The organism is Pseudanabaena yagii GIHE-NHR1, from assembly GCF_012863495.1.
GTDB classification, from domain to species: Bacteria; Cyanobacteriota; Cyanobacteriia; order Pseudanabaenales; family Pseudanabaenaceae; genus Pseudanabaena; species Pseudanabaena yagii.
Genome location: NZ_JAAVJL010000003.1, coordinates 55,256 through 80,887, shown reverse-complemented (window position 1 = coordinate 80,887; position 25,632 = coordinate 55,256). Strand labels below are relative to the sequence as shown.

General features: G+C 42.3%; 27 protein-coding genes and 2 pseudogenes. 15 read left to right on the top strand and 14 right to left on the bottom strand.

The window, feature by feature from the left end; all coding sequences use genetic code 11:
• Positions 1–25: 25 nt before the first annotated feature.
• Positions 26–2,080: a chloride channel protein gene (locus HC246_RS20530; RefSeq protein WP_169365315.1), complete on the bottom strand. Its 2,055-nt coding sequence runs from the start codon at positions 2,078–2,080 to the stop codon at positions 26–28.
• Positions 2,081–2,121: 41 nt separating this feature from the next.
• Positions 2,122–4,440 (bottom strand): ribonuclease R family protein, encoded by a 2,319-nt coding sequence (locus HC246_RS20525; protein WP_169365314.1) that lies wholly within the window; start codon positions 4,438–4,440, stop codon positions 2,122–2,124.
• Positions 4,441–5,125: 685 nt separating this feature from the next.
• Here HC246_RS20525 and HC246_RS20520 point away from each other — a divergent pair.
• Complete coding sequence (locus HC246_RS20520) at positions 5,126–6,745, top strand: iron uptake porin (protein WP_169365313.1); 1,620 nt, start codon at positions 5,126–5,128, stop codon at positions 6,743–6,745.
• Between the two features lie 154 nt (positions 6,746–6,899).
• Here HC246_RS20520 and HC246_RS20515 read toward each other — a convergent pair whose 3' ends face one another.
• A complete protein-coding gene (locus HC246_RS20515) occupies positions 6,900–7,565 on the bottom strand; it encodes a HEAT repeat domain-containing protein (RefSeq protein ID WP_169365312.1) in 666 nt (221 codons plus the stop codon).
• Between the two features lie 15 nt (positions 7,566–7,580).
• On the bottom strand, positions 7,581–7,811 hold the full coding sequence (locus HC246_RS20510; RefSeq protein WP_169365311.1) for a hypothetical protein: 231 nt from the start codon (positions 7,809–7,811) through the stop codon (positions 7,581–7,583).
• A gap of 191 nt (positions 7,812–8,002) precedes the next feature.
• On the opposite strand from HC246_RS20510, the gene HC246_RS20505 reads away from it, so the two are divergent.
• Positions 8,003–8,407 (top strand): DUF3119 family protein, encoded by a 405-nt coding sequence (locus HC246_RS20505; RefSeq protein WP_169365310.1) that lies wholly within the window; start codon positions 8,003–8,005, stop codon positions 8,405–8,407.
• A gap of 67 nt (positions 8,408–8,474) precedes the next feature.
• Here the strand turns inward: HC246_RS20505 and HC246_RS20500 are convergent.
• Positions 8,475–8,708: pseudogene (locus tag HC246_RS20500) on the bottom strand (ISKra4 family transposase); the annotation flags it as partial.
• Positions 8,709–8,818: 110 nt separating this feature from the next.
• Here HC246_RS20500 and HC246_RS20495 point away from each other — a divergent pair.
• A pseudogene (locus tag HC246_RS20495) lies at positions 8,819–10,030 on the top strand (IS256 family transposase).
• 3 nt (positions 10,031–10,033) lie between these two features.
• Here HC246_RS20495 and HC246_RS20490 read toward each other — a convergent pair.
• Together HC246_RS20490 and HC246_RS20485 are read right to left on the bottom strand one after the other, a co-directional pair.
• The gene (locus tag HC246_RS20490; RefSeq protein WP_169365309.1) at positions 10,034–10,573 is read right to left on the bottom strand and encodes a hypothetical protein; all 540 of its coding nucleotides are present in this window, start codon (positions 10,571–10,573) and stop codon (positions 10,034–10,036) included.
• 68 nt (positions 10,574–10,641) lie between these two features.
• The gene (locus HC246_RS20485) at positions 10,642–10,872 is read right to left on the bottom strand and encodes a hypothetical protein (RefSeq protein WP_169365308.1); all 231 of its coding nucleotides are present in this window, start codon (positions 10,870–10,872) and stop codon (positions 10,642–10,644) included.
• A 210-nt stretch (positions 10,873–11,082) separates the two neighbouring features.
• Here HC246_RS20485 and HC246_RS20480 point away from each other — a divergent pair, with 210 nt between their 5' ends.
• The 4 genes from HC246_RS20480 to HC246_RS20465 all read left to right on the top strand — a co-directional run bounded on the left by HC246_RS20480 (position 11,083) and on the right by HC246_RS20465 (position 15,058).
• Positions 11,083–12,357: an FGGY-family carbohydrate kinase gene (locus HC246_RS20480; RefSeq protein ID WP_169365307.1), complete on the top strand. Its 1,275-nt coding sequence runs from the start codon at positions 11,083–11,085 to the stop codon at positions 12,355–12,357.
• Positions 12,354–13,034, top strand: coding sequence for a hypothetical protein (locus tag HC246_RS20475; protein ID WP_169365306.1), 681 nt, complete (start codon positions 12,354–12,356; stop codon positions 13,032–13,034). The genes HC246_RS20480 and HC246_RS20475 overlap by 4 nt, the downstream gene beginning before the upstream one ends.
• 219 nt (positions 13,035–13,253) lie before the next feature.
• Positions 13,254–13,616 carry a DUF1830 domain-containing protein gene (locus HC246_RS20470; protein ID WP_169365305.1) on the top strand — a complete coding sequence of 121 codons (363 nt, stop codon included), beginning with the start codon at positions 13,254–13,256 and terminating at the stop codon, positions 13,614–13,616.
• 146 nt (positions 13,617–13,762) lie between these two features.
• Positions 13,763–15,058 carry a homoserine dehydrogenase gene (locus HC246_RS20465; RefSeq protein ID WP_169365304.1) on the top strand — a complete coding sequence of 432 codons (1,296 nt, stop codon included), beginning with the start codon at positions 13,763–13,765 and terminating at the stop codon, positions 15,056–15,058.
• A 37-nt stretch (positions 15,059–15,095) separates the two neighbouring features.
• Here the strand turns inward: HC246_RS20465 and HC246_RS20460 are convergent, their stop codons facing one another.
• Positions 15,096–15,473 (bottom strand): hypothetical protein, encoded by a 378-nt coding sequence (locus tag HC246_RS20460; RefSeq protein WP_169365303.1) that lies wholly within the window; start codon positions 15,471–15,473, stop codon positions 15,096–15,098.
• A 238-nt stretch (positions 15,474–15,711) separates the two neighbouring features.
• Between HC246_RS20460 and HC246_RS20455 the strand changes: the two genes are divergently transcribed.
• The 5 genes from HC246_RS20455 to HC246_RS20435 all read left to right on the top strand — a co-directional run bounded on the left by HC246_RS20455 (position 15,712) and on the right by HC246_RS20435 (position 20,048).
• Entirely contained in the window at positions 15,712–17,055 is a 1,344-nt protein-coding gene (locus HC246_RS20455) for a four-carbon acid sugar kinase family protein (protein ID WP_169365302.1), read from the top strand.
• 199 nt (positions 17,056–17,254) lie between these two features.
• The gene (gene bcp / locus HC246_RS20450) at positions 17,255–17,710 is read left to right on the top strand and encodes a thioredoxin-dependent thiol peroxidase (RefSeq protein ID WP_169365301.1); all 456 of its coding nucleotides are present in this window, start codon (positions 17,255–17,257) and stop codon (positions 17,708–17,710) included.
• A gap of 22 nt (positions 17,711–17,732) precedes the next feature.
• On the top strand, positions 17,733–18,596 hold the full coding sequence (folP, locus tag HC246_RS20445) for a dihydropteroate synthase (RefSeq protein ID WP_263972543.1): 864 nt from the start codon (positions 17,733–17,735) through the stop codon (positions 18,594–18,596).
• A 142-nt stretch (positions 18,597–18,738) separates the two neighbouring features.
• On the top strand, positions 18,739–19,842 hold the full coding sequence (locus tag HC246_RS20440) for a phosphotransacetylase family protein (RefSeq protein ID WP_169365300.1): 1,104 nt from the start codon (positions 18,739–18,741) through the stop codon (positions 19,840–19,842).
• A 35-nt stretch (positions 19,843–19,877) separates the two neighbouring features.
• Complete coding sequence (locus tag HC246_RS20435) at positions 19,878–20,048, top strand: hypothetical protein (protein WP_169365299.1); 171 nt, start codon at positions 19,878–19,880, stop codon at positions 20,046–20,048.
• A gap of 9 nt (positions 20,049–20,057) precedes the next feature.
• Here the strand turns inward: HC246_RS20435 and HC246_RS20430 are convergent, their stop codons facing one another.
• The 6 genes from HC246_RS20430 to HC246_RS20405 form a co-directional block, all read right to left on the bottom strand.
• Positions 20,058–20,288 (bottom strand): TIGR02450 family Trp-rich protein, encoded by a 231-nt coding sequence (locus HC246_RS20430; RefSeq protein WP_169365298.1) that lies wholly within the window; start codon positions 20,286–20,288, stop codon positions 20,058–20,060.
• 35 nt (positions 20,289–20,323) lie between these two features.
• Positions 20,324–20,566, bottom strand: coding sequence for a DUF3134 domain-containing protein (locus HC246_RS20425; protein ID WP_169365297.1), 243 nt, complete (start codon positions 20,564–20,566; stop codon positions 20,324–20,326).
• A 65-nt stretch (positions 20,567–20,631) separates the two neighbouring features.
• Positions 20,632–20,970, bottom strand: a complete 339-nt coding sequence (locus tag HC246_RS20420; protein ID WP_169365296.1) for a YbaB/EbfC family nucleoid-associated protein — start codon at positions 20,968–20,970, stop codon at positions 20,632–20,634.
• A gap of 180 nt (positions 20,971–21,150) precedes the next feature.
• A complete protein-coding gene (locus HC246_RS20415) occupies positions 21,151–21,753 on the bottom strand; it encodes a chromophore lyase CpcT/CpeT (RefSeq protein WP_211167884.1) in 603 nt (200 codons plus the stop codon).
• Positions 21,754–21,807: 54 nt separating this feature from the next.
• Positions 21,808–22,848, bottom strand: a complete 1,041-nt coding sequence (locus tag HC246_RS20410) for a M28 family peptidase (protein ID WP_169365295.1) — start codon at positions 22,846–22,848, stop codon at positions 21,808–21,810.
• Between the two features lie 13 nt (positions 22,849–22,861).
• Positions 22,862–23,296 (bottom strand): DUF29 domain-containing protein, encoded by a 435-nt coding sequence (locus HC246_RS20405; protein ID WP_169365294.1) that lies wholly within the window; start codon positions 23,294–23,296, stop codon positions 22,862–22,864.
• A 56-nt stretch (positions 23,297–23,352) separates the two neighbouring features.
• Between HC246_RS20405 and HC246_RS20400 the strand changes: the two genes are divergently transcribed.
• From HC246_RS20400 to HC246_RS20390, 3 genes are all read left to right on the top strand, one after another.
• Positions 23,353–23,613 (top strand): hypothetical protein, encoded by a 261-nt coding sequence (locus tag HC246_RS20400; protein ID WP_169365293.1) that lies wholly within the window; start codon positions 23,353–23,355, stop codon positions 23,611–23,613.
• 111 nt (positions 23,614–23,724) lie between these two features.
• The gene (locus tag HC246_RS20395; protein ID WP_169365292.1) at positions 23,725–24,849 is read left to right on the top strand and encodes an AAA family ATPase; all 1,125 of its coding nucleotides are present in this window, start codon (positions 23,725–23,727) and stop codon (positions 24,847–24,849) included.
• On the top strand, positions 24,846–25,595 hold the full coding sequence (locus HC246_RS20390; protein WP_169365291.1) for a hypothetical protein: 750 nt from the start codon (positions 24,846–24,848) through the stop codon (positions 25,593–25,595). The genes HC246_RS20395 and HC246_RS20390 overlap by 4 nt, the downstream gene beginning before the upstream one ends.
• The last annotated feature ends 37 nt before the right edge of the window (positions 25,596–25,632 follow it).

Sequence of the window (25,632 nt, the reverse complement as noted above, 5' to 3'; positions counted from 1 at the left end):
ACTAGATTAAGACAATCTCTAAATTTTAGGAGGGAATTGTCTCAGAGCTATGAATATCTAATTCTCTCTTTAAATTATTATTTAGAGGGGCATTGAGAGGATTATCGCTGCCATTACTGCTAGAGCCATTACTACCAGAGTTATTGCCAGAGATGTCATCATGCCGATGATCACCATTATGGCGACTACTGCCATTACTGGCATTAGCATTAACACTGGTATTAACTGCATTTAGCGTATTGGTTACGACTGCGGCATTATTAGCAATGCTTGCATTCGGTTTAGTCGCTGTAATTCTAGCAGCGATCGCTCGTTTTGTTAGCGCTGTGTTATAGGCTGTTGTAATAGCAAGCCGATCAACCATGCCAATTACTCGTTTTGGTTGGTTGCGATCGACTACAGGCATTTGTCGCAGATCCCTTGTTGCCATACGCTTGAGGGCTTCAGCGAGCGACTCATCAGCAAAGGTATATAGTACTTCCCTTGTGCAAATATTTTGGACAGTCATTTCCTCAAAGGCAGAATCACTCGTAGGTGCAGATAGGACTCTCTTCAAGTCCTGCGTCGTGAGGATGCCCTGCAAATGATTGACATCATCAAAAACTAAAGCGCTGTGATGGTATCCACTGGTGATAAATTGGGCTGCCTGTAATATGGGCATTGAATATTTGACTGACGCAGGATTTAAGGTCATGACCTCCGCAATTTTGATTTTTTCAAGGACTTCGATGTCGGCGGGTAAATTTGACCATTGCATGATCATGCGATCGGTCTTAGATATATCTAGCTGATCGAGTATCCATGCACAAAGCCCGACGGCTGCCATCAGAGGCAAAACGATACGATAGTCGCGGGTCATTTCAAACAGTAATAGTACTGATGTGAGAGGAGCGCGTACCGTACCTGCTAGTACTGCTGCCATACCCACTAGCGCATAGGCAGGGGAAGCCGCAATCGGAATTGAAGCAGGTAATAAACTGGCGATCGCCTGTCCATACAAACTGCCCAGTACTGCCCCCAAAAAAATCGAAGGCGCAAACAGTCCACCCACAAAGCCACTAGCGGAACTAATCGCCGTTAGCAATAGTTTGATAACTAGCAAAATACCTAACAAAGGAATCGTGAAAGGAGTATCTTGCAAAATTGATTCAACGGTCTCATAACCTATGCCGATCGCTTCAGGGAAAGTCAAAGCGATAATGCCGACGCATAGCCCACCAATCAGGAGTTTAACGGGCATGGACAGTTTTTGCATAAATGTAGCGATCGCCCATTCCCCTGCAAAAAACTTCTTAGCCTGTTTAATCGCGCTAGTAAACATGAGGGCAACCACACTAGCTAACACCCCTAAACCCAAATAGATCGGTAATTCCCAATAACTACGGACTTCATATACAGGCAAGCTAAAAGCAGGACGCTCACCGAGACTAATTTGTGAAACTAAAGCCGAAATAACGGAGGCAATAACGACCACACTAACGTCGGAGTTAGGACTAGATTTATTAGTGCGATAGGAATCACGGAGCAATACCTCAAGAGCAAAAAATACGCCTGCGATCGGTGCATTAAATCCTGCGGCTAGCCCTGCGGCTCCTCCTGCGCCAATCAATAGCCGAATGCGTTCACTAGAAAACTGCAACATTTGTCCGAGAATGGAACCAATGTTACTACCTAACTCAACGCTGGGTCCCTCGGGACCTAGGGAAGCCCCAGAACCTAAGGAAAGTGCGGCTGCCACTGTTTTAAGAGAAACCTGCGAATAGGGTAATTGCCCCACATCACTGACTATCTGCGCTTTGCCCAAGGTTTTCGCTTCTACTTGATCAAGTCGCAAGCGTACTAAGCTGACAACTAATGCCCCCAACATTGGGATAAAGATAATTGCCCAATGCCATTGGTTACTCAGAGCTACAGCTAGTTCATGCCAATAGATTTCTTGGGTAATTAAAATCAGTTTGCGAAATAAGGTAACGCCAGTGCCACTAATCACACCGACAGCGATCGCAGACACAAGCATGACCGTCTCCGCAGATGGCTGAAGACGGTTTAAGAAAGTCACCAATAAGCGGGAAAGCGACATGGTGGGGAACTCGTGGTATGAGGTAATTGTGGCTAGTGAGATTATTCTATATTTGCTGCCTCGATGTCCTCAGGAATCTCTAAATCAGCTTCTGAAATAGAGACTAATTCCGAAGTGGACGAGTCACGATCACCTTCAGGGGTTACAACTGCTACCAAATCAATTTGTTGGCGATAGTAATCAACACCCTTGACCTGTACTTCAACGCGATCACCCAAGCAATATTGACGACCACTACGACGACCCACTAGTAAAGTCGAAGCTCTTGCCCGACCTTTACCATTAATTAAGGGGAATTCGTACCAATCATCCTTGAGGGAGCTGACATGAACTAAGCCCTCTACTAATAGAGACTCAATCTCGACAAAGAAGCCATAGGATTGAACGCTAGTAATGATGCCATAGAAGTTACCGCCTGTATGCGATCGCATAAATTCCGCCTTACGCAATCCATCTAAATCAGAAATTGAACGGTGATACAAAGCATCAGCTTGATTGAGCTTTGGCAAAATGGCTTCTAAATCTTCAATTAACTGGCGTTCCGTTTCGGGAGGCAAGACGCTCCAATTGACTTGACCATGAGCGGTAGAACTTCGCAAATTTACACCATCTTTAATCCGAATGCTGCGACGATCGCGACCTTCCTCAAACACCGTGTGCAATGTCCGCTGAATTAATAGGTCTCCATAATGGTGTTGGGGAAATACGCCATGTATGTAAGGTTGATCGATTAATCCCAAACCAAAATGTAGAGTCGGTGCAAGCACATATTCATTAGGCTTAAACATCGACAACAAGAGATATTTGAGAATATCGCGAGTTGCCTCTTGCTCTAGCTGATTTACCTGACGCAAAATACTATGTAGATCAGCAATCTGGATCTGTTCAGGAGTTTCTAACTGAGCAGAAATACCCATACTCTCTAATAACTTAATCCAATCATCCACTTTGCCTTGATCGGGAGGAAATTGGCGTAGATAAATGGCAGGAATCGCCAAGGATTGCAAATGCAACGCGATCGCCTTATTAGCCAAAATCATCACTTCCGTCACAGTGCCAGAAATAGGCAGCGTCAAAGGCACTACTGTCAAACCCCTAACACCTTCATCAGCTTCTTGAGAAGGAATCTGCGGCAAGACTAACCTAATTGCACTGGAATGGTTTTGAAGTAGCGCACCCACTTTAGCAATTAAATGCACTAACTCTTCTACTTCTGTATCAATTTCTTGACTTGGTGCATCTTCATCAACAGTCAACTTACCATCAAGGATTTGTTGCGCTCTTTGATAGCTGAGATTTGCTCGCACCAAAATTGCAGAAGGTTGAATCTCAAAGGAAAGCACATTACCATCATGATCTAATTTAACGAGCACTGACATCGTGAGATATTCAGGCTGATTAAAAACATTCATCTCAGGCAACATTGGCAGAATCGTATCGCCCAAGAAAAAAGACCTTAGTCGCTTACGTGCTTCTAAGTCTAAAGGTGAGCCTGCTGTTACATAGGTAGCAACATCAGGAATATGGACACCCAATTCCCAACCTGTTTCACTCTGAACGATGGAAATTGCTGCTGCGTTACCAATTCTGACGGTGAGAGTTTTGCGAAGATCTAGACGATGTTTGAGATCGGCTTTTCTCACTCCCCTTGGCAAGCTCGCTGCCGCAGTCAAAGCCTTAGCACTAAATCTTCTGGGTAAATTATGCTTGCAACAGACCAAATCAATATCATTCGTTGATTCAGCATCATCTCCTAAAACTTGTAAAATGCGACCCAATGGCAAATGATTACCTAGGGAAAATCTCACCATTTCCAAATGTACCAATTTCCCAACAGCCACACTCAGATCAGGCGTTTCCTCATCAGGTACTAGCTCAACTTCAAACAACAGGCGATCATCAAGCGGGACTGCACGATAGCTGCCTTCGGTCAATTTTACTGTCGATAGTAATGTGGGATTAGAACGCTCTAGAATTAAGCGAACCTCACCTTCAGGTGATCGCCTTCTGACTCCATCTTTAGTAACTCGCACCAATACGCGATCGCCATTCCAAGCATTACTCAAACGGCTCTCTCGTACATATATATCCTCTGCCCCCTCAACATCTTGGATGGCAAAGCAAAAGCCTTTACTGGAACAACGCAAGCGACCTTCCACCAAGCCTTCCTCATGGATGCGGCGGTAACGTCCTTTATCTTTTTCGAGAATACCAATTTTTTCGAGAGCATCAAGGGCAACTTGGAGCTTACGGACGCTTTTGCTATCGTCACTAATTCCAAGTTTTTTTTCGATCGCTTTAGGCGTAACTAGCTTGTCATCAGAGAAGTTATCTAACAGTTGAGTAATCGAGAATTCCATGAGGCGAGGTTCGAGCGATGGTTTAAGGTGAGCAAATTAAAGCAAACGAGGGGCTACACAACAACAAACTACAAACACATTCAGAAACATAAACTGAGAAACACAGATAAACATCGTCAATCATCACAAGTAAGGATTTTCGATACCTATCCATACAATGAGAGCTGACGGATCTTTGTAGAGATGCCCTTGGTAGCTCAGAAAATATTCTTGTAAACTCAAACTACAGTTTGTCTAGAAATATATGGATCGAAACGCATACCTCTGTCTGACATCCTGAAGAACTTTCCAAGATAAATGTCTACGAGCTGAATAGGGTGTCTAGCACTATTTCCTTGTAATGTTTATGAGACTTAGATGGCTTACGAATTTGCAGAGTCAGCTTGGATAGTGTTCCCCTACTTGTAGTATTTTAGCCCAATTGCTCCAGCAAATATCTTTATAGATCAATTTTCTTAGTTGATGATTTTGCTTGATGGAGCTTTTTGAGAGATAGCCAACAGGATATTCACTCAAAACCCACTATATCTATCTTGCTACATATGTCGTAAGTAGTGTTTTATGGGATTTTTATAATAAGTACACAGCTAATGTGTTCCCCAATACTTAACTTTTTGCTGCCAACATTGATACATTTAGGTAGACTAGATGTAGAATAGTCACGTTGTGAGGAATGATAAATCAAATGTCTAAGTTTTCTAAGAAAAATCAAAGCTTAGTTACTCCTGTAGTAATCTCAGCTGCTGTTGCTGCATCCGCAATGATGAGCGGTGCTGCTAACGCACAGTCTTCTTCCGTTGATCAATTACAGTTGCGTCCTAGTGCTGTAGCTCAAAACGTTACTTCAGTATCTCAACTTAGCGATGTTAAGCCTACCGATTGGGCTTTCACCGCATTGCAATCCCTGGTAGAGCGTTATGGTTGCATCGCTGGCTACCCTGATCGTACTTTCCGTGGCAGACAAGCAACCAGCCGTTACGAATTTGCTGCTGGCTTAAATGCTTGCTTGGACAAAATTAATGAAATCATCTCCGCAGGTCTAGCTGACAAGGTAAGCAAAGAAGATCTCGCTACCTTGCAAAAGCTTCAAGAAGAATTTGCGGCTGAACTTGCAACTCTTCGCGGTCGTGTAGATGCTCTTGACGCTAAAGTCACCAAGCTCGAAGCTCAACAGTTCTCAACCACCACCAAACTACGCGGCGAAGCAATCTTCGGTCTAGCTGCTGGTTCTGACGGTGTTGCAACTGCTCCTGGTGTAGACAAGACTAACGTTGTTTTCAATTACCGTGTTCGTCTTAACTTGGATACCAGCTTCACTGGTAAGGACTTGTTGAGAACTCGTTTGCAAGCAAGTAATACTACTAGCTTCAACAACTTGGCTAACGACGGAAGCACTCGTCTTTCCTATGATGGTGTTTCCGCAGCCAATGCTAACACATTTGAACTTAATCGCTTGTACTACAGATTCCCAATTGGTGACAGCTTCACTGCTTATGTTGCCCCAATTGGACAAACTGAAGATATCCTCAATCCTCTCAATCCCCTTGAAAGCGATTCCCAAGGAACAATCTCTCGCTTCGGTCGCTTCAGCCCTCTAATTCGCATCGCATCTAACGGTGGTGCTACTGGTCTAGCAGTTGCTGGTTTCGATTGGAAGCTTTCTGATAAGATTAATTTCCAAGCTGCTTACAGTGCATCTAATGCTGCTGCTGCGACAGGTGCTGGTGGTGTAACTGGTGGTGATACCAAGATTGCTGCTCAGTTTGTTCTTAAGCCTTCTGAAAACTTGACTTTTGGTCTTGGTTACGCAAATGCTTACACTAATAGTGGCTTCTCTACTGGTGTTGCTGCGAACTTCACTGGGCTTGGAACTGGTCTAAACAGTGATGGTACTGCACTTGGCACATTAGCAGGTTCTGGTATTAATAGCGATACCGTTGTTGGTAGCTTGATCTGGGATATCACCAAGAAGTTCACCTTCAACACTTGGGGTTCTTGGACTTTTGCTAACTTTACTGCTGGTTCTGCAACTCTCACTAGCTGGAATGCTGCTCTTTCTGGTAAAGACTTGTTTAGCGAAGGTGACCTCGCTGCTATTACCTTTGGTCAGCCTCTATTCACAAGCAGCGTAAGTGGAATTGCTGCTAGCCCTAGCACCCCTTACCAACTTGAAGCTTTATACCGCTTCCGTGTTTCTAAGAACATTAGCATTACCCCTGGTGTCTTCTTTGTATTCAACCAAGGTAGCAACACCGCTAACGGTACTGCAACTGTTGGTGTAATCCGTACCACTTTCTCCTTCTAGGATTTAGTTGATACCGTCTTAAAAAAGGAGAGGTGCAAAGCGCCTCTCCTTTTTTATGTATTTAAAAATTATAGTTGTGAAATAAAGTATCAAAGTTTGAAATGTGATGCGATCGCTATACCAAAAAGTTTAGATTTAAAATCACAACTTATTACTAAAGAGCGTTTAAAAATGATCTGACGGATTCAGCTACCTGAGGCACTGGATCATTAGCAAGCTTTTCTAGAGCTGACTTAGCTTCATCACTACCAAGATGAGCTAAGGACTGGGATACACGATGTCGTACTTGCCAATCAGGATCGTCGATAAGCGGTAGTAAAAGAGGAACAGCATCAGGATTACCTAGATCTCCAAGAGAGCCGATCGCAGCGATTTTTACAAGGTCATTAGGACTTTGCAAAGCTTGTGTAAGAAAGTCTAATCCTTGGGGTGCACCTAGCTCACCGACTGCTGCAACAATGCTAAATTGCAGCATCCAATCATTGGTAGCTTCGTAGGCAGCTTGAAGAAGGTCAAAAGCTTGGCTAAGCTGTAGGGAACCAAGGGAAGCAGCGGCAGCAGCACGAACATCTAACTCAGAATCAACGCGCAGGCGATCGCTTAAAACTTCTAAAGATTTGTCTAAATCAACCGTACCAACCGTACCGATCTGACTAACTGCATCATAACGAATACGGGCATTGGAGTCGGTTGCACCAATTACCAACAAACTAAATCGCTCAGACATGGGAAGAGAGCGACTAGCATGGATTGCTTTCATTCGTAGACCGATGTCATCCTTAGCCAGTTGCTCTCTTAAATTTTCAAAGGTTTCGCTCACAAGAAAATCTCGCAATTAATACGCTAACGTTTCTAGTGTCTCACGTAAGTAGCTACGCACGAGATCATCCAGAACGCCTTCTTGTGCCACCAAAATTTCTTTAGGTTCACCATGACGGGAGCGCTGCCATTTGTCAAATCCTGAACTTGTGGCGATCGCTTGTTTGAGATCGCTCCAGACCTTAGGATCTTTGGTAGCTTCGCGCAAAGGTAGAGCCAAGTCATTCACTGTTGAGGATAAGTTCATAGAGATTTCCTAAGCTTGTGTAGATATTACGGAGTTTTGCCAAAAATACATTTAGTTAAATAATTAGGTTTAAGAATGAATTAACTAGAATGGATTCAGTGGCTATTATTGATTTTATCACTTCAATAAAGTAGCCATAGATTTAGAATTAAATGTATATCTATAGATAGAAATCAATTATTTAAATCATAATGACTACTTCAAATCCTTTTATTGATCCCAAGACTGCATCACAGGCTACAGAACTGAATCCAAGCTATGCAATACCTGCTGTACTAGTGCTGGCAAGTATACCGCTAATTTGGGTAGAACCAATTGCTGCGGGAGTAGTTTCAATTTTTGGATTGTTTTTAGTTTATCAAGCAGCGACCATTCGTTTAGTATTTACGGAAACAGATTTAGAGGTTTATCGATCGCAAGAAAAATTCCGTACTTTCCCCTATCAAGAATGGCAAGACTGGAAAGTATTTTGGTTCGGATTTCCAGTTTTATTCTATTTTAAAGAGATAAAAAGTATTCATTTCTTGCCTATTTTATTTGATGTAAATGTTCTAAGAACTTGCTTAGAAAAATATATTTCCCTCAAGAAAGTCTGATTATAAAAATTGTTGAAGCAGACAAGGGGCTTAAGCCCCTGGGAGCATGTCACTTTTTTGGGATAGTCTAGCAAGCCAATAAACCATTGAGATAAGCACAAAGATGGGCAAGCACTTGAGGGACATTATCTTTGTTCCACTGAGCACCAGAGATTTTAGTGCGACGGTCAATCTGCTTTACCGCAGACTCAACTGCACCTGAACCGATAGAACAAATCAGCTGACGCTGATAGTAATCATAGTTGACAATACGGTGTCTATGTTTTCGGAGATAGGCACAGAAATTAACAGCCTGCCTACGTTTACACTGTTCAATAAGAGCAATAGTATCGAGAGTGTAAAGTAATCTGTGTAAAGTCTAGGAAGTATACAGAGAGATAATCAAGACACACAATAACTAACACCCAAAAGATGAATATACGCAAAGAATTGCTAAACGAATTGTTGCAAGAATGTAAAACTCCACCTGACCTATTCGGAGAAGGAGGAATCCTGAAGCAACTGACGACCGCGTTGGTGGAACGGGCGTTGGAAGCAGAGCTATCAAACCATCTTGGCTACGGCAAACATGAACCCAGACCAGAAGGACAAACCAACAGTCGCAATGGTTATAGCCAGAAAAAAGTCCAAGGGGACTTTGGCGTAGCAGAAATTGCAGTACCGCGAGATCGCAGTGGTGAGTTTGAACCACATCTGGTGAAGAAAGGACAAAGCCGCTTGTCAGGACTAGATGAAAAAATCATTGCTCTCTACGCACGAGGCATGAGTGTCAGGGATATTCAAGCCCAGTTGCAGGAAATGTATGGAGTCGAAGTATCACCGACATTAATCTCCAATGTCACTGATGCCGTGATTGATGAGGTAAAGCAATGGCAAAATCGTCCCCTTGATGCGGTCTATCCAATCGTATTTCTGGACTGTCTGGTCATTAAAGTCCGAGACAATGGCAGGGTAATTAATAAGTCCCTGTACTTTGCCTTGGCGGTGAATATGGATGGGTACAAGGAATTACTGGGTATGTGGATTTCTCCCAATGAAGGTGCGAAATTCTGGCTGTCAGTACTGACCGAAATTCACAACCGTGGCATCAAAGATATTTTGATTGCATGTGTCGATGGCTTGACTGGTTTCCCTAATGCCATTGAGACGGTATTTCCGAAAACTCAGGTGCAGTTATGCATTGTCCACATGGTCAGGAATTCAGTCGCTTTTGTACCTTGGCAACAGCGCAAGCAAGTTTGTGCTGACCTCAAGGCTATTTATAGCGCTGCAACGGAGTCGGAGGCTGAGTTTAACCTTGAGTTGTTTGCTGAAAAGTGGGACAAGCAATATCCATCAATCTCCAAGTCTTGGCGTAGTCATTGGCGAACATTATCCCCTTCTTGCTTTCTCCACTGAGATTCGTAGGGCGATTTATACCACCAATGCCATTGAGTCGATGAATAGCAGTTTGCGGAAGGTGATTAAGTCTCAACAGATTTTTCCGACCGACGAAGCTGCTTTCAAGCTGGTTTTATTTGGCAATGCGGAATATTTTCTAAGAAATGGACGATGCCCATTCGTGACTGGAAACCTGCACTCAATCGCTTTGCTATCCTTTTCGAGGATCGTCTCCACTTCTAGTTTCTAGACTTTACACACTTTGCTTGACAATCTCATAGTATCATCAACATTACCTTTCCAAAGTAAAGCTTTCGCATCGTTTAAGCGACGTATTGAACCACCCACTTTTTCTAGATTCTCCATCAGATGATACCAATCGAGAATTTCACGTCGTTGCTCTTCAGTAGCCATGGGCTTAATCAAATTCCATACTCCATCATGTCCATCCCCTAGACAAGTTATTGGCGTACTCAAAGGTTGCTGACGTACCCAATCGACTAACTGCTGATTGTCCTGAAAGCAAGCTCCAGTGGCAAACTCATGCAACCTCACTCCTTTATAGTCTAGCCATCGACATTCTTCACCCACAGGTGTTCTGATGCGAATCTTACCGCCATCTGCACTCAGTTCGGTAATCTCTTGCTCTGCTTGGGGTAATTCAAAGGTTTGCCGATGGACTAAACGCTGTTGGGTCTTGGCTGGGACTCGAATTCCTGTAAACATTGCCACATCTGCTTCGGTGTGTTCATAGGAGCTATTTGCACTGACTCGCAAACAACACATCTCCAGATATGGACTCAGACGAGTATGTGCCTTAATTCCCAGTTGCTCTGCTTGTTGCGTGGTTACAGTTATCTCTCCAAGGATGCTTTTGAGCTTACGTTCTCGTCCTTCTGTTGTTCCTGTACTTGTTGAGACAAAAAAATTCCTACTTCGGGCATCACATGCTGTTGCATCTGTTCTCGCACGGCTTGTTCGATCCCTGAAAATGTCTTTAGCGCTTCTAGTTCGGTATTTGCGTAAAGTATTTTGGCGATCTCCTGCACATGTTCTTGTAATTTCTTGGCTTGTTTTGGTGTCATGCTTTTACTGGTCTCTAAATTATTCTATTTTCCCTCCTTTCTCTCCCTTTTTGCAAAAGTGACATGCTCCCTAAGCCCCTTGTTCTCACTAATGAGACATTTACAGTGTAAAGCGCTGACTTGAAACTCAGAGAAATTTTTGAAAGCGCGGCGAAGCCGCGCTTTCAAAAATTTCTCTGTACTACTTCAAACTTTAACAGGCTGTAGTTGATGAATTATTTTTTAGGGATTGATTTTGGGACTTCAGGGATACGAGCGATCGCGATTGACATAAATAGTGAAATCGTTGATATAGCTCGCTCTGAATACAAGATACGGGATTGCTCATCATGGCAAAATGTGCTTTATGCAGCAATTAATAGCTTGCCGAAGCATATCAAACAAAATATCCGTAAAATTGTCATTGATGGGACTTCGGCAACGGTTTTAATTTGCGATCTCAATGGCACAGTAATTACTCCGTCGATGATTTATAGTGATGCCTGTAAACCTGAAATTTTAGAGCAAGTAAAAAAAATTGCACCACTTCAGCATTCAGTTTGTAGCGCTACTTCAAGTTTTGCCAAATTAATTTCTTTACTTGTCAATAAAGAGCAAAACTCTTCATTGATATATTTCCTGCATCAAGCTGACTGGCTAAGTTATTTGCTCCATGGCAAATTAGGCGTTAGTGATTATCACAATGCTCTGAAGTTGGGTTACGATCCCGCAGCATTAACCTATCCTGATTGGTTCAAGGATTGGAGCTTAAAAAATCCTAATTTAGTCTTGCCAGAAGTATTTGCACCTAGTACAACTGTAGGTCAGATTCAAGAAGGAATCGCTACGCAGTTAGGCTTGCCCCAAGATTGTGAAATTGGGACAGGAACAACAGATAGTAATGCCGCTTTTTTAGCTTGTGTGGGGACAACCGAGCTTGAGATCGGCACAGCCGTGACATCTCTTGGTTCCACGATGGTACTTAAGGTTTTAAGCGATCGCCCCGTCAACAATTCCACATATGGCATATATAGCCATCGCTTTGATCATCCCAAGTTAGGATGTCTATGGCTTGTGGGTGGAGCATCAAATGTCGGTGGGGCAGTATTACGACAGTTTTTTAGTGATCAGGAATTGCAAGAGCTAAGCGATCGCATTAATCCCGATCTTCCTAGCCCCCTTGATTATTATCCTTTGCCGAAAATAGGCGATCGCTTTCCTATTAATGATCCTAACCTTGCCCCACGTTTAGAACCACGCCCTAATGATCCCGTAGAATTTTTACATGGGTTACTGGAAAGTATGGCAAGAATCGAGGCGCAAGGCTATAAACTTTTGCAAGAGTTAGGTGCTTCACCCATTCAACAAATTTATACCGCAGGTGGTGGGGCGCAAAATCAAGTATGGACAAAAATTCGCGATCGCTATCTTCAGATCCCGATGCAAAAGTCTGTACAAACCGAAGCGGCTTATGGTGCGGCGTTATTGGCTAAAATACCCCTATGATTACTCCACTCAAACGTAAAAATTTTGATGAACTGATCCCTGCTGTTCCCACTTCTGAGCAGTACCAATACTATTCGGGGAATGGACAGAATGTGTTTCGGCGGGTTGCAATTTCGATCGCTAGTGTGATTATTTTCACGATTCTCTATAACCGTGTTAACGAAAATAGTCCTAATAGCTTTGCGGCTGTAGCTATGTTTGTATGTGCGGCACTAGGAGGACTCTATTGGATGTTGGAGCCTGTAGCTTTAGCAAGTATCCGTAATGCTAAGTTGCGGCGCTTTGCATATTGTGGTTTTTGGCAAGCAGAGGTGTTGGATGTGTACGTTTCCCAAGAGGTCTTGGCAAGAGAAGAGAAGGTTGATTCGCGGGGAAGAATGGATGTTAGTTATGATGCCGAAAGCTTTTTGAATATCGAGCTTGGGGATGAAACGGATTTTGTGACGACTTTACGTTTACCAATGAGGCGCGAACTCAAGCGGATACGACCAGAACAGACTGTATATATGTTGTTGTTTTCTAATGATCGTCGCTTTGGTCGTGTTAGTCGCCAAACCTCGGATGCTTATATACCGCAATACAATCTTTGGGTTGGTGATTATCCCTATTTACGCCGTGATGCCTTTATTGATCTCACTAAATATATGGTCAAGCGATCGCAAAGGGTAGCTAGATAAAAGTACAAAACGAAGTTTTTACTTTTATCTGCATTTGGTCAAGCGATCGCAAAGAATAGCTCGATCAATGCAAAACTTCGTTTTGCATTGATCGAAAACAGCGATCCCAAAGCTTAAGAAACTTGGAATATGTGCGCTATATCACTGCTAGCCATGAGACGATCCCCTACTCTGGGATCATGAACTGGCAAAGATAAAGATTATTCACAGGTAAAGGCAATGTTAGATATTCAAGAGCGCAAAACTAATCCGAACAACCTACACAATCAGGCTAAGCAACTAACTTGTATTTATCGTAACGAAAGTTCAGTTATTCAGATTGTACGTATATCTCAACCTAGTATTGCGTTCTTTGAAAGATCCATTTTGCCAAATCAATACATTCATTTTTCTACATCAATGGATGCCTTATTAGAGGTTTATGAAGGCATAATGTCGGGCTTAGTTCATGCGGATACGATTCCTTGCTATCAACTAGCGATCGCTGCCGATATTGATAAATCTCCAAGTCACATAAACTCAAAAGCACCTCATCATGAATTGTCGAAGAATTCACAAGGTATATTGGCTAAAGTTGCCTAAGCATATTTATTGATGAGCAACCTAATCAATATTAAAGAGAAAGAGAGCGCTAGCGCTCTCTTTCTCTTTGGTGAATCATCGCGTCCCGAAAAAAACTACAATAGGAGCCAATAGTAATTGACGATAACTTAAAAGAAATTAAGACTGTGACATATAAAGTTGGACTTCTCGGATTAGGAACCGTTGGCGCTGGTGTTGCCAAAATTCTCCAAGACCCTAATGGTCGCCATCCCTTACTCCCTGATATCGAAATCGCACGTGTTGGTGTGCGATCGCTCAATAAGCAGCGTGATGTGGCGTTCGATCCCAATATAGTCACAGATGATTTGGAGTCTATTGTTAATGATCCTGCGATCAATATCGTAGTTGAGGTAATCGGCGGGATCGAGCCAGCAAAAAGTTTAATTTTAAAAGCGATCGCCAATGGTAAGCATGTGGTTACTGCAAACAAAGCTGTAATCGCCAGACATGGCAACGAGATTTTTTCTGCTTCCAAACAAAAAAACGTATATGTAATGTTAGAAGCTGCCGCTTGTGGCGGTATTCCCGTAATTCAAGCCTTAAAACAGAGTCTCGGTGCTAATCGTATTACTGAATTGACGGGCATTGTCAATGGCACAACCAATTACATTCTCAGCCGTATGTACTTTGAGGGGGCAGACTTCGGCGATACCCTTGCTGAAGCTCAAAAATTGGGCTATGCCGAAGCCGATCCCACTGCGGATGTCGATGGTTATGATGCTGCCGATAAGATGGCGATTTTAGCAAGTCTTGCCTTTGGCGATCGCGTTAATCTTGAGGATATTTACCGTGAAGGAATTCGCTCGATCACCAGTGCGGATATTGGCTATGCCAAAGAGTTAGGCTTTACGATTAAGCTCCTCGGTATTGCGAGAAGAGCCGCAGGAAAAGAAGAGAGCGATTTGGAAATTCGGGTACATCCTACCCTCATCCCGATCCAGCATCCCCTTGCCAATATTCATGGAGTCACTAATGCGGTGCGTATTGAAGGTGATCCAGTTGGTGAAGTGGTATTTTCGGGCCCTGGGGCAGGCTCAGGAGCAACCGCTAGTGCTGTAGTTGCCGACATTATCAATGTTGTCGCAGCTTTGAAGTCCGTCCCTAATAACATCAATCAACTGATGGGCTGTTCCCATGAACACTATGCCAAGATTGCGCCCATTGAAAATACGGTGACGCAGTTCTATGCCAGATTGCTCACCCACGATAAACCGGGGGTAATTGGTGATCTTGGTACTGCCTTTGGTCATCACCATGTTAGTTTGAATGCAATTTTGCAAAAAAATACGATTCACGACGGCTTAGCCGAAATCGTGGTGGTCACTCAACAAGTGAGCGAGTTGAATTTCCAGCAGGCGATCGCTGCCATTCGGGAGTTACCCACATTGCATAGCATCCCAACAATATTACGAGTTTTATAAGTTTACAAATAGAAAAACGGCACTTTGTGCCGTTTTTCTATTTGTAAACAGGTTCTTTATTGGTTAAGTAATTTTTTAGCTCAGATTCTAGATTTTGATCGCTGCGGTGGGCTTCCCATTCTTCAAAGCCGAACATACCGAAAAAATCCCACTTGCCAGACATGGAATTACCATCTTCAGTGATCGCACCGTTATAGTTAACCGCAGCAAGTTTTTTATTATTTCCCCGATAGCTTTTGACGAAGCTAATATGTCGCCCAATCACTTCTCCGTGAATTGTAGCTTCGCCTAAATGCCCATCATCAAGAATATTCCCGTAAATAGTATTGCCATTTTGGACAAAGGTTGCCTCGAACCGAGTTTGATTACCCTGTTGCCAGTAAGTGCCAAGCCAACTACCACTGATATTAGCCATATTTTATTTAGCCTATTGGTGTTTTTATAGCGGTTCCCCGATTAGCAATTGCCTCATGCAGTCTGTATTTGAAAGTGTGGCGAAGTCACACTTTCAAAATTTCTCTGGTCCTTAATTCAGCGCAACGCGCTTTACCTAAATATTGCTAGTCAGCTTGTTCTATTGTAAGAGAGCGTAATCATCATCTGAATGATCGCTTTTTTAGTAGACTGAGAAGCAAACACTTAGATGAAACGTAATGGCAGCTACTTCTTCCCCAAAGCCGAAAATTATTGTTCTTGATGACGATCCGACGGGTTCACAGACTGTGCATAGCTGCCTATTGCTTACAAAATGGGATGTGGAAACCCTACGGATTGGGCTAGCCGATGAATCTCCAATTATGTTTGTGTTGACAAATACACGATCGCTGACTCCCGAAGATGCAACCAAAGTCACCCGCGAAGTTTGCCGCAATCTCAAACCTGCTCTGGAAGCAGAAGGTATCCATGAATTTTTGATCGTCAGTCGTTCGGACTCGACTTTGCGGGGACATTATCCAGTTGAGACCGATGCGATCGCTGAGGAGTTAGGTAACTTTGACGCGCATTTCCTTGTGCCAGCATTTTTTGAAGGTGGACGCTTTACCAAATCAAGTGTGCATTATTTAGTAGTTAATGGTGTGCCTACACCTGTACATGAGACCGAATTCGCCAAGGATTCGGTATTTGGCTATAAGCACAGTTACTTACCCGATTATGTCGAAGAAAAAACTCAGGGGCGCATTCCTGCGGATCAGGTAGAACGATTTTTATTAGGGGATATCCGAGCGGGAATTCGGTTGCGCCTAGCGAGACTCCGCAACAATCAATGTGGTGTGGTCGATGCCGAAAATCAAGCTGACCTCAATCAATTTGCCTCCGATGTTTTGGCGATCGCCGCAACTGGCAAGCGCTTTCTCTTCCGTAGTGCGGCGAGTTTATTGACTGCCCTTGCTAAGCTCCCACCGCAACCCATTCCTGCGGAAGAAATGTCCAAATATATGCGATCGCACAAAGCTGGTGTTGCGATTGTTGGCTCCCATGTCAAAAAGACCACCGAGCAGTTGGAGAATCTACTCAAGGCTCCCAATACCGTTCCCGTTGAAATTGACGTGGCGCGTTTATTGAGCGATACGGAAGCCCAATCGGCAATTCTCAAACAGGAAGCCTTAGCCCAAGTTGCACAGGCTCATGCCGCAGGGAAAACTGCCGTCGTGTTTACCAGTCGTAAAGAATTAGAATTTGCGGATATCTCCACTCGCCTCGCTTTTGGTCAGTCGGTATCGGCATTACTAATGGCGATCGTGCAGAAACTACCTACCGATATTGGCTTTTTGATTAGCAAAGGTGGCATTACTTCTAATGATGTCTTGAGTACAGGCTTAAATCTGCCCACAGCAAGGCTATTAGGTCAAATTTTGGCAGGTTGCTCCGTGGTGCGGACTCCCGCCGATCATCCCCGTTTTCCTGATTTACCTGTGGTCTTGTTCCCCGGAAATGTGGGTGACGCGAATGCTCTAGCGACGGTTTATACAAGATTGGCAATGGGCATTGAGGACTAAAACCATGGAGCATTGCCTAGCATTACTTCATGGTTTTCTGAACCAAGCGTTACAGCCTATTGAGGTTTTGAGTAGTACAGAGAAATTTTTGAAAGCGCGGCTCCGCCGCGCTTTCAAAAATTTCTCTGGGGTTTCAGTAAGCGCAAAGCGCTGTATGCTTTGAGTAAACGATTGTAAAGATTATTTGTAAAGAAGATTTATGGCTTTAAAGGTTGGCGATCACGCTCCAGAGTTTAGCTTGCCAGATACTAACGGCAATATTGTGACTCTTTCTAGTCTCAAAGGTAGCCGTGTAGTTTTGTATTTCTATCCTCGCGATAATACCCCCGGATGCACCAAGGAAGCCTGCGGCTTTCGTGATAATTACGCCCAATTCCAAGCGAAAAATACTTTGATTTTTGGTGTCAGTACCGATGATGCAAAGTCTCATCAAAAATTCACGCAAAAGTTTGATCTACCCTTTCCATTACTCACCGATGCTGATGGTCAAGTTGCCACAGCCTATGAGAGCTATGGACTTAAAAAATTCATGGGTAAAGAATATGTGGGTGTCTTCCGTAATACCTTTGTGATCGATACGGAGGGTAATATTGAGAAGATTTATCTTGGTGTTAAGGCAGAGTTACATCCTGCCCAAGTTTTAGCAGATATCTAAAGGATGTTTGAGGTTTATTAAGTTGGAACCAAGTATCACTAAGCCCGTTGCTGAACCTTGGGTAATTCGCGATCGCCAATTTATTTGGGGCGATCGCACCTACATCATGGGCATTTTGAATGTTACGCCCGATAGCTTTAGCGATGGCGGTCAATTTAACTCACGGGATGCGGCACTGCAACAGGTGGCGCAGATGTTGCCCTATATTGACATCCTCGATATTGGTGGCGAATCGACAAGACCGAATGCTCAACCTGTTAGTGCGGCGGAAGAAAGCGATCGCATTTTGCCGATTATCGAAGCCATCCGTTCCGAATATCCGAATTTACCGATTTCTGTAGATACCGTAAAGGCGAGTGTAGCAAGGTCAGCGATCGCCGCAGGTGCAGATATACTCAATGATGTCTCCGCAGGCAGATTTGATCTCGATATGCTGCCTTTAGTAGGAAAGCTGCAAGTCCCAATTTTTTTGATGCACATGCAAGGGGAACCGCGCACAATGCAGGAAAATCCTAGATATAGTAATGTCGTGCGGGATGTAAAGCAATTTCTGTCAGACGCAATTTTGGTTGCTAAAGCTTGGGGAATTCCTCAACATTTAATCGGAATTGACCCTGGTATTGGTTTCGGTAAAACCTTAGATCATAATCTTGAACTTATCAAGAATTTAAGTGCTTTTAAAACGCTCCCAGCACCACTTTTGCTAGGGGTATCTCGCAAAACCTTTATTGGTAAACTTTGCGATCGCCCTGAGCCTAAAGATCGCCTCTATGGAACAATCGCTGCCTGTACTGCCTGTATTGCAGGCGGAGCAGATATTTTGCGCGTTCATGATCCCAAAGAAATCGCTGATGCTTGTCGTTTAGGCGATGCCATTTGGCGGTAATCCCATAAACTGCATCATTTCTATGCACAATTAGCACAGAACAAAAACTATCAGTTACAGTCCATCAGTTACAATAACCAAACAGGATGTAGGCTTTAATACAATCTTGTAAAGTTTGTAATCATTTTTTAGAGGGCAAGACGTGCCACAGGCTAAGCATTTGTTGATTGGTTCTACCAGAGCAGGTAGTGGGAAATCAGCAACAATTTTGGGTTTAACATATCATTTGCAAGCCAAGGGTTACAAAGTTGGCTACGGTAAACCAATTGGCACCTTTACGACCAAAGAATTACCTGAATCAGCAGAGCATAGCGAAGCTGATGTGGACTTCATCCAGAAAACGCTAAATTTGCCATCGTCGCTTTTGCGTCCCACGCTCCTCAATCTTGACCGCGCCGCCCTCCAGCGTCGTCTATCTGGTGAAGATAAAGCTGATTACAGTACCAAACTGGAAGAATACAAAAAAATTATTGAGGGCGATCTTGTCCTTTTAGAAGCACCTGCGAATACTGCCGAAGGGACAATTTTTGGGCTGTCTTTAGAGCAGATGGCAAACAATTTAGATGCGCCAATTCTATTGGTAATGCGATTTGGCTCATTGCTGGTCGTTGACCATATCTTGATGGCAAAAAATCGCTTTGGCGATCGCCTCTTGGGTGTGGTAATCAATGACATTCCTGATGACCAGTATGAAACTGCGATCGAAATCCTGCATCCTTACCTCGAAGAGCAAGGCATTCCTGTATTTGCGCTCATGCCCGAAAACCGTACTTTGCGAAGTGTCAGTGTCTCCGAACTCATCGATCAACTTGGTGCAACCATCCTTAGCTGTCCTGAAAATATTGATTTAAGCAAAGTGATGGTCGAAGAGTTGAAAATTGGGGCAATGGATGTTAACTCTGCCCAAAGCTATTTTCGCAAGTCCTATAACAAAGCTGTAATTACAGGTAGCAGTCGCATTGATCTTCAGTTTGCGGCTTTAGAAACCTCTACTAATTGTTTGATTCTCACAGGTCGCCCCTATATTAGTGATGATGTTGCCCATAAAGCAATGGAGCTAGGCGTACCTGTTCTCTCAGTCAGCAAAGATACCCTCAGTACCGTCAGCATTATCGAAAGCTGTCTTGGTCAAGTCCGCCTGCATGAAGGCATAAAGGTGACTAGTATCTGCGAAATGATGGGCAAACATTTTAACTTTGAGCGTTTTTTGAAACTTATGAAAATCAAAGCTTTGGCTACTGCTTAGGGACTTGACGAGAAAAAAGATACCACCGAGTTTGTATGGCTTCGACTTCGCTCAGCCAACGTTGGCTGAGCGAAGTCGAAGCCATAGGTACTTTAATTAATCGCAAGTCCCTTAGAACAAAGCAAAAGCCCCCATGCATAAATATGGAGGCTTTTGCTTTGCAACTCAAGTTTTGTGGCAATGCTTCGCCGCGCCACAAAACTTGAGTTGTCTTATTACATTTCTTTTAAAGTTTTCCATCCAGGAGTCCATAGTGATGGATGCTTTAGGGATTTAGCATTGAGCCAGAAACGCACCGAATCATCACAGGCTGCCTTAATCTCTGCAAAAACTAAATCCCCCTCATTTTTGCGATTTACCACAACAAAATGCCGCCAGCCGAAGGTTTCTTGCATGGCAGTCCATTTTGAGCCAATTAGGTGTGGAAATTTCTGTTTCTTGGGCATAAGCCTTTAACAAACAAATGCCCTAGGGCATTTGTTTAGTCAACATCATCATCATCGATATCATCATCATCATCATCGATGTAGCTAGCATCATCACCGAGCATCAATTCGCTGAGTTCTTCCGCTTCATCATCAAACTTCAAGCTAGATTCAGTGCCTTCTCTGGCAATGAGGCGACCTGTAGATTCGAGCCAGTCGAGGATCGATACTTCCTGTTGGGTAGGAATGAGGGCGGCTGGTTGGTTGCGACGTTGAACGCGCAAAGCTGGGTTATTCATATCTTCAAAATATCTATAATGAGGAACAATGCAAGAAGGGCGCAAAGCGCCCTATCTCCAATTCTTTAGAAACCTGCGGGTAAGCCAAGCCCACCTGTAAGCTCTTCCATTTTTTGTTTCATCGTGCCAGTCGAAAGCTGATAGGCATCCTTAAGCGCCGCAAGCACTAGGTCAGATAAAACTTCTGCACCTTCATTCAAGGCTTCAGGAGCAATTTCTACACCTTGGGGTTCTTGGTTGCCACTTAGAGTTACTTTGACTAAGCCGCCGCCCGATTCGCCAGTTAGACGTAGTTGATCTAATTCTTCTTGTAGTTTTTTAGCGCCTTCTTGAATTTGCTGCGCTTTTTGGAAGGCTTCTTTCATTTTGCCTAAACCAAAGCCAAATCCTTTTCCGTCTGACATAGCAGTATCAGTCTTGTTCTAAGTTTTCCCGTATATTATGTCACTAATCGTCACGGTTCGGTAAGTACGGTCATTGCTAATGATGCCCCAAAGACTAGTTTTGCTTAGACAAGAGATGAGTGGCGGCGCAAAGCGCCGCCACTCATCTCTTGTCTGGCTATTTCGTCCATAGCTATAGCATTAGTGATAGGTAATTTCAGCACTAAAATCATGGATTTTTTTAAATTTATAAAAGTCCATGATTGCGCCCCAGATGGCTGTGCCTGTTTCAGGCTCGACTCCGCGATCGCCACTCCAAAATTCATCAGCGCTAACCTCAAAACCTAAGACAACTTGACGCGATTCGTTTAAATATTGAAAACAACATTTGGCATCTTTAGGCATTTCGGCTTTGTAGCGACCATTAGCAAATGAGACATCTAGTAAACAACCAGCGAGGGGTTCGATGTCATTTATGGTGAGTTGATTGAGCCGATCGCGATCGCGTCCAGCCCCAGTCCATGCGACAGGATCTTTAAATCCCCAATATTTCACCTGAATTTTGCCGTCATTTTCCACAAATTGCAAAATGCGTTGACGATAGGGGCGATCGAGGATCAGGGCATTGGTTTGTTCGGCAAAGATGGCAATGCTGCCTAAAACGTTATATGGGATAGGACGCTGCCACCAGACTAAATTTACAAACCAAACAGGTTGATCGAGCGATTGTTCACGGTTGCTAAATTCCCCCGTCATCCATGAAGCGAGAGTTGAGAGTTCTTTAGAAATACTTATAGGTGCCATAAATAACTAATGCTAGGTAGTTGCGGGTGATTGCGGATAGAGTGCATCCAAAATCTAATTTGCGAGGTCAGCTATAACTTCAGCTAAGCCAGTTACGACTCTTGTAAGCTTACCAAAGTCAATTTTGTCAAAAGTATCTTGTTCTGTATGGTAATGCGGATAGCGGTAAGTAGCAGTGTCTGTAACCATGATTGCGGGATATCCCTGTTGCCAAAAAGACCAATGATCTGACCAACCAATTCCAGGTATCCAATCAGGTAAAGAAGCGCCTTCAGAGGGGAATTGGGCATGATTACGAAAAGAGGCGATCGCTTTTCGCACCAAATCTCCAGATTGGATATTGCCAATAAAACCAATGAAATTCCCTTGGTTTGGATAAAGTAAGCCGATAGGAAAAGGATATTTCTGGCTTTTCTCAATATCTGAAAAGTATCCCATCGTCTCTAGGCTCAACATTGCCACAATATTTTCGCCTTGCTCATGTAATTGTTTGGCATACACTAAACTCCCCATATCCTTTGTCCAGAAATAGGGTGGTTCTTCATTCGTAAATTCCACAAACCGAATAGTTCTCTTTGTGGGTTTTGTGGCAAATATTCTAGCTAGTTCTAGTGTTGCTGCTGCTCCTGTGGCATTGTCGTTAGCACCCTGACTATTAAAAGCGGTGTCATAATGACCGCCCACTACCACAATTTCTTGAGGTTGATCGGTTCCTATTTTTTCAACTTCTAGGTTGTAGTACGGTTTACCCTGAATTTTGTACTCAATTGATTTTGGCTGATAACCTGCTTTAGTAAATGCTTCTTCAAGAAAAGCTTTGGTAGCATTTAGCTTTGCATATTGTCCAGAATTTCTGGCTCCAATTTCCGAGGCGATTTTTTGAATGTCCTGTTTTAGCAAAGCTTGCAATGCTATTTCTTCATTATTTAAAGTTGTAAATTGACCTCTATAACTTTGGGCTGGCATCGCAAACATGGTGAACCATCCCCATATGCTAAGAACGAGTAAAATACCGCAGAGTATAGTCAAACGGATTAATGCTGATTTACTAACAATCTGGAATTTTAATCTACGTTTATTAGATGGCTGGTACATAATTTCGCGATCGCTATTTCCAAAATCTTTTATGCAAAATTGATTCAATATCTCGTTCAAATTCCCATACTTCAGGAAAATTTGTATCTGGATAATCGGCAGTCAAATCATAGAGCGCAGATGAGTAGTTAAAGTCAAACCTTTCATTCCAATTTTCTTTTAAGCTAGGGGCATCTCTAAAAATAAGCTCAATACCGCATCGATAAAAGCTGATGTCGCTTTGCCATCTCTCAAATTGATTGGGTAAGGGGACGTATAGGCGTTTGAGCATGTTTACAAGTAAGTTTTTCAGCTTGTCATCTAAATCTCTTTTGAGAATAAAGATTAAGCTTTCAAATTCTTCAATCAGGTTGTCTAAGTCCAGATTTTCAAAGTCTTTGGCTTTAAGCTTGGCGACATTTTCCTGAACCCAAAGTATATAATCTTGGTCAAATAAAGACTGATCCATTCTAATCTTTGCCTGTAAAATCAGGGGAGTATACTGAAAAATCCGCAACTGCTACTATGTTATCTCCCGCACTCGACCCAGTGAATGATGAGTGGAGCTTTCTTGAAATTTGGATCGATCCAATGCAGTCGCCACCTTATTTGTTAATGCTAATGGGCGATCGCATGGGTGTATGTCGTGTTTGCGATCCTGTTGAAAATTATAAGGTTGTGTTAACTAGTCCAAGCTATGAAGAAGCGCAATTATGGTTATTAGAAGATGAGTTTGAGCCAATTAACGGAAGGCTTTCTCTTTCTGAAGTTTTAGGAGGGTCTTAATTACCTATTTTTTAATCCTATAAAATCAAGTGATGATCGCTTTCTTTAACGTCAAAATATCAGCATTAAATTTCTTGTATAATTGACACTGATTGCAACTAGCAAAACAATATGAAACTTAAAAGAGTCATTATCAAAGGTCTAAACAATAAAGTTGATTGTAATCGGTATTTTCACGATGACATAAATATTGTCACAGGCATCAATGGCTGTGGAAAAACAACATTATTAAAAATTCTCTGGTATGCCATTTCAGCGAATATCGAGCGTCTTATCTCTGACATAAGTTTTGAATCATTTTACTTAGAGACCAGTCATTTTTGCTTGTCACTATTCAATGACGATGGTATTCAATGGCAACATATCGCTAATGGAGTCAAACAAAATGGTTTTATTAATTTAGGTGAATATAATTCAGCAGATGAGATCGGAGTATTAAAATCTTTAATCATAAAAGATAGAACATCATCTTTGTTCTTTCCGACTTTTAGAAGAATTGAAGGGGCATATTTAAAGACAATAGCAAATATTCGCAGTATGGGGATGACAGAAAGAATGCTTTCAGGTATTTTGGACAAGCCGATAGATGCATTTAGTATAAAAATACAAGATGATTTTGAAAAATTGTCGGATACTTTAACTTCTTTAGAGCATAAATTCATATGTTCTGTTTCAACTCATGATCTGGGCTATTTACTCCACTTACACGATGACAAAATAACCAAGAAAATTGAAGAATGTTCGCGTGCTTTAAATAAATCATTAATCAGTAAGCTTGAAAACATAAAATCTGGTATTGAAGAAAGCAAAGATGAATCGTTAGCTATTGTTAGTAAACTACAGCGAGAAGTAGCAGATGTTAATAATAAGCGTGATGAGCTTCTTCAACCCTTCAAAGTGCTATCTGAATTAGTTACTAAGGTTATGCATTATAAAGGTGTAAAACTTGATGATTTCACTATTGGACAATCAGACGATGCTATTGATTCTAGATTGCTTTCGTCTGGTGAACAACAAATGCTGAGTTTTCTTTGCTACAACGCATTTTATGAGAATTCAGTAATATTTATTGATGAACCTGAATTAAGTCTCCATCCAGACTGGCAGCGTAGATTATTTCCTAACTTGATGAAACAACAATCAAGCAATCAGTTTATTGTTGCTACCCATTCGCCTTTCATTTATTCTAAATATGAGGATAAAGAAATTATTTTATCTGAGGAGAAGGGTGAATGAGCAGAGGGATAAGTCTTTCTGAAAATGAAATTGTATCTTATTTAAAGAAAACTTCACTCCCAACAATCTTGGTTGAAGGCAGGGATGAGCTATCGGTTTATACTAGATATTTAGAAAGTAAAATTAATATTGAGGATGTTGATGTATTACCTTGTCAAGGAAGAGTTACACTTCTCAATGTTTTTGATAGAAGAGAAGAGTTTAAACATAAGAAAGTTGTCTTTGTCGCAGATAAAGACATGTGGTTTTTCGTTGGTATTCCTCAAGAGAAAAGATATGAGGAATATATCGTTTTTACAGATGGGTATTCCTTGGAAAATGATCTTTACATTGAGTCTCAATTTAGTCAGTTATTAGACAAAAAAGAAATTATAGATTTTTATAAGTTGATTAAAGAACTCTCGATTTGGTTCGCCTTTGAAGTTAATCGTTATATAAAGACTGGCTCTTCACAATGCAATTTTGATTTGCACAAAATATGTCCAAATAATGTTCTAGATAGTGAATTCAAACAAAAAATAAATTTTGTTAATCCACCACAAGAACTAGTAGATAAAATTTATAGTGACTATACTAGAGCTTTACGAGGAAAAAACTTATTTCAAGCTCTATTAAAATTTCTTTCTACTCAAAAACATTCTAATTTAGGACGCGAAAATCTTCTAGAATTGGGAGCAAGATTTAGGAATCCAAGAATAGAATTACTTGTTAGTAAAATCGTTCAGAAGTTTCAAGAGTATAGTTAATCATTTAATGCTTGCTTGTATCCTATAAAGCATAGTT

Bases quoted from the DNA above. Each gene is read 5' to 3' on its own strand.
- HC246_RS20530 (WP_169365315.1), bottom strand. From the start codon at position 2,080: ATGTCGCTTTCCCGCTTATTGGTGACTTTCTTAAACCGTCTTCAGCCA.
- HC246_RS20525 (WP_169365314.1), bottom strand. From the start codon at position 4,440: ATGGAATTCTCGATTACTCAACTGTTAGATAACTTCTCTGATGACAAG.
- HC246_RS20520 (WP_169365313.1), top strand. From the start codon at position 5,126: ATGTCTAAGTTTTCTAAGAAAAATCAAAGCTTAGTTACTCCTGTAGTA.
- HC246_RS20510 (WP_169365311.1), bottom strand. From the start codon at position 7,811: ATGAACTTATCCTCAACAGTGAATGACTTGGCTCTACCTTTGCGCGAA.
- HC246_RS20505 (WP_169365310.1), top strand. From the start codon at position 8,003: ATGACTACTTCAAATCCTTTTATTGATCCCAAGACTGCATCACAGGCT.
- HC246_RS20490 (WP_169365309.1), bottom strand. From the start codon at position 10,573: ATGTGTTGTTTGCGAGTCAGTGCAAATAGCTCCTATGAACACACCGAA.
- HC246_RS20485 (WP_169365308.1), bottom strand. From the start codon at position 10,872: ATGACACCAAAACAAGCCAAGAAATTACAAGAACATGTGCAGGAGATC.
- HC246_RS20480 (WP_169365307.1), top strand. From the start codon at position 11,083: ATGAATTATTTTTTAGGGATTGATTTTGGGACTTCAGGGATACGAGCG.
- HC246_RS20475 (WP_169365306.1), top strand. From the start codon at position 12,354: ATGATTACTCCACTCAAACGTAAAAATTTTGATGAACTGATCCCTGCT.
- HC246_RS20470 (WP_169365305.1), top strand. From the start codon at position 13,254: ATGTTAGATATTCAAGAGCGCAAAACTAATCCGAACAACCTACACAAT.
- HC246_RS20460 (WP_169365303.1), bottom strand. From the start codon at position 15,473: ATGGCTAATATCAGTGGTAGTTGGCTTGGCACTTACTGGCAACAGGGT.
- HC246_RS20455 (WP_169365302.1), top strand. From the start codon at position 15,712: ATGGCAGCTACTTCTTCCCCAAAGCCGAAAATTATTGTTCTTGATGAC.
- bcp (WP_169365301.1), top strand. From the start codon at position 17,255: ATGGCTTTAAAGGTTGGCGATCACGCTCCAGAGTTTAGCTTGCCAGAT.
- HC246_RS20435 (WP_169365299.1), top strand. From the start codon at position 19,878: ATGGCTTCGACTTCGCTCAGCCAACGTTGGCTGAGCGAAGTCGAAGCC.
- HC246_RS20430 (WP_169365298.1), bottom strand. From the start codon at position 20,288: ATGCCCAAGAAACAGAAATTTCCACACCTAATTGGCTCAAAATGGACT.
- HC246_RS20425 (WP_169365297.1), bottom strand. From the start codon at position 20,566: ATGAATAACCCAGCTTTGCGCGTTCAACGTCGCAACCAACCAGCCGCC.
- HC246_RS20420 (WP_169365296.1), bottom strand. From the start codon at position 20,970: ATGTCAGACGGAAAAGGATTTGGCTTTGGTTTAGGCAAAATGAAAGAA.
- HC246_RS20415 (WP_211167884.1), bottom strand. From the start codon at position 21,753: ATGGCACCTATAAGTATTTCTAAAGAACTCTCAACTCTCGCTTCATGG.
- HC246_RS20410 (WP_169365295.1), bottom strand. From the start codon at position 22,848: ATGTACCAGCCATCTAATAAACGTAGATTAAAATTCCAGATTGTTAGT.
- HC246_RS20405 (WP_169365294.1), bottom strand. From the start codon at position 23,296: ATGGATCAGTCTTTATTTGACCAAGATTATATACTTTGGGTTCAGGAA.
- HC246_RS20400 (WP_169365293.1), top strand. From the start codon at position 23,353: ATGTTATCTCCCGCACTCGACCCAGTGAATGATGAGTGGAGCTTTCTT.
- HC246_RS20395 (WP_169365292.1), top strand. From the start codon at position 23,725: ATGAAACTTAAAAGAGTCATTATCAAAGGTCTAAACAATAAAGTTGAT.
- HC246_RS20390 (WP_169365291.1), top strand. From the start codon at position 24,846: ATGAGCAGAGGGATAAGTCTTTCTGAAAATGAAATTGTATCTTATTTA.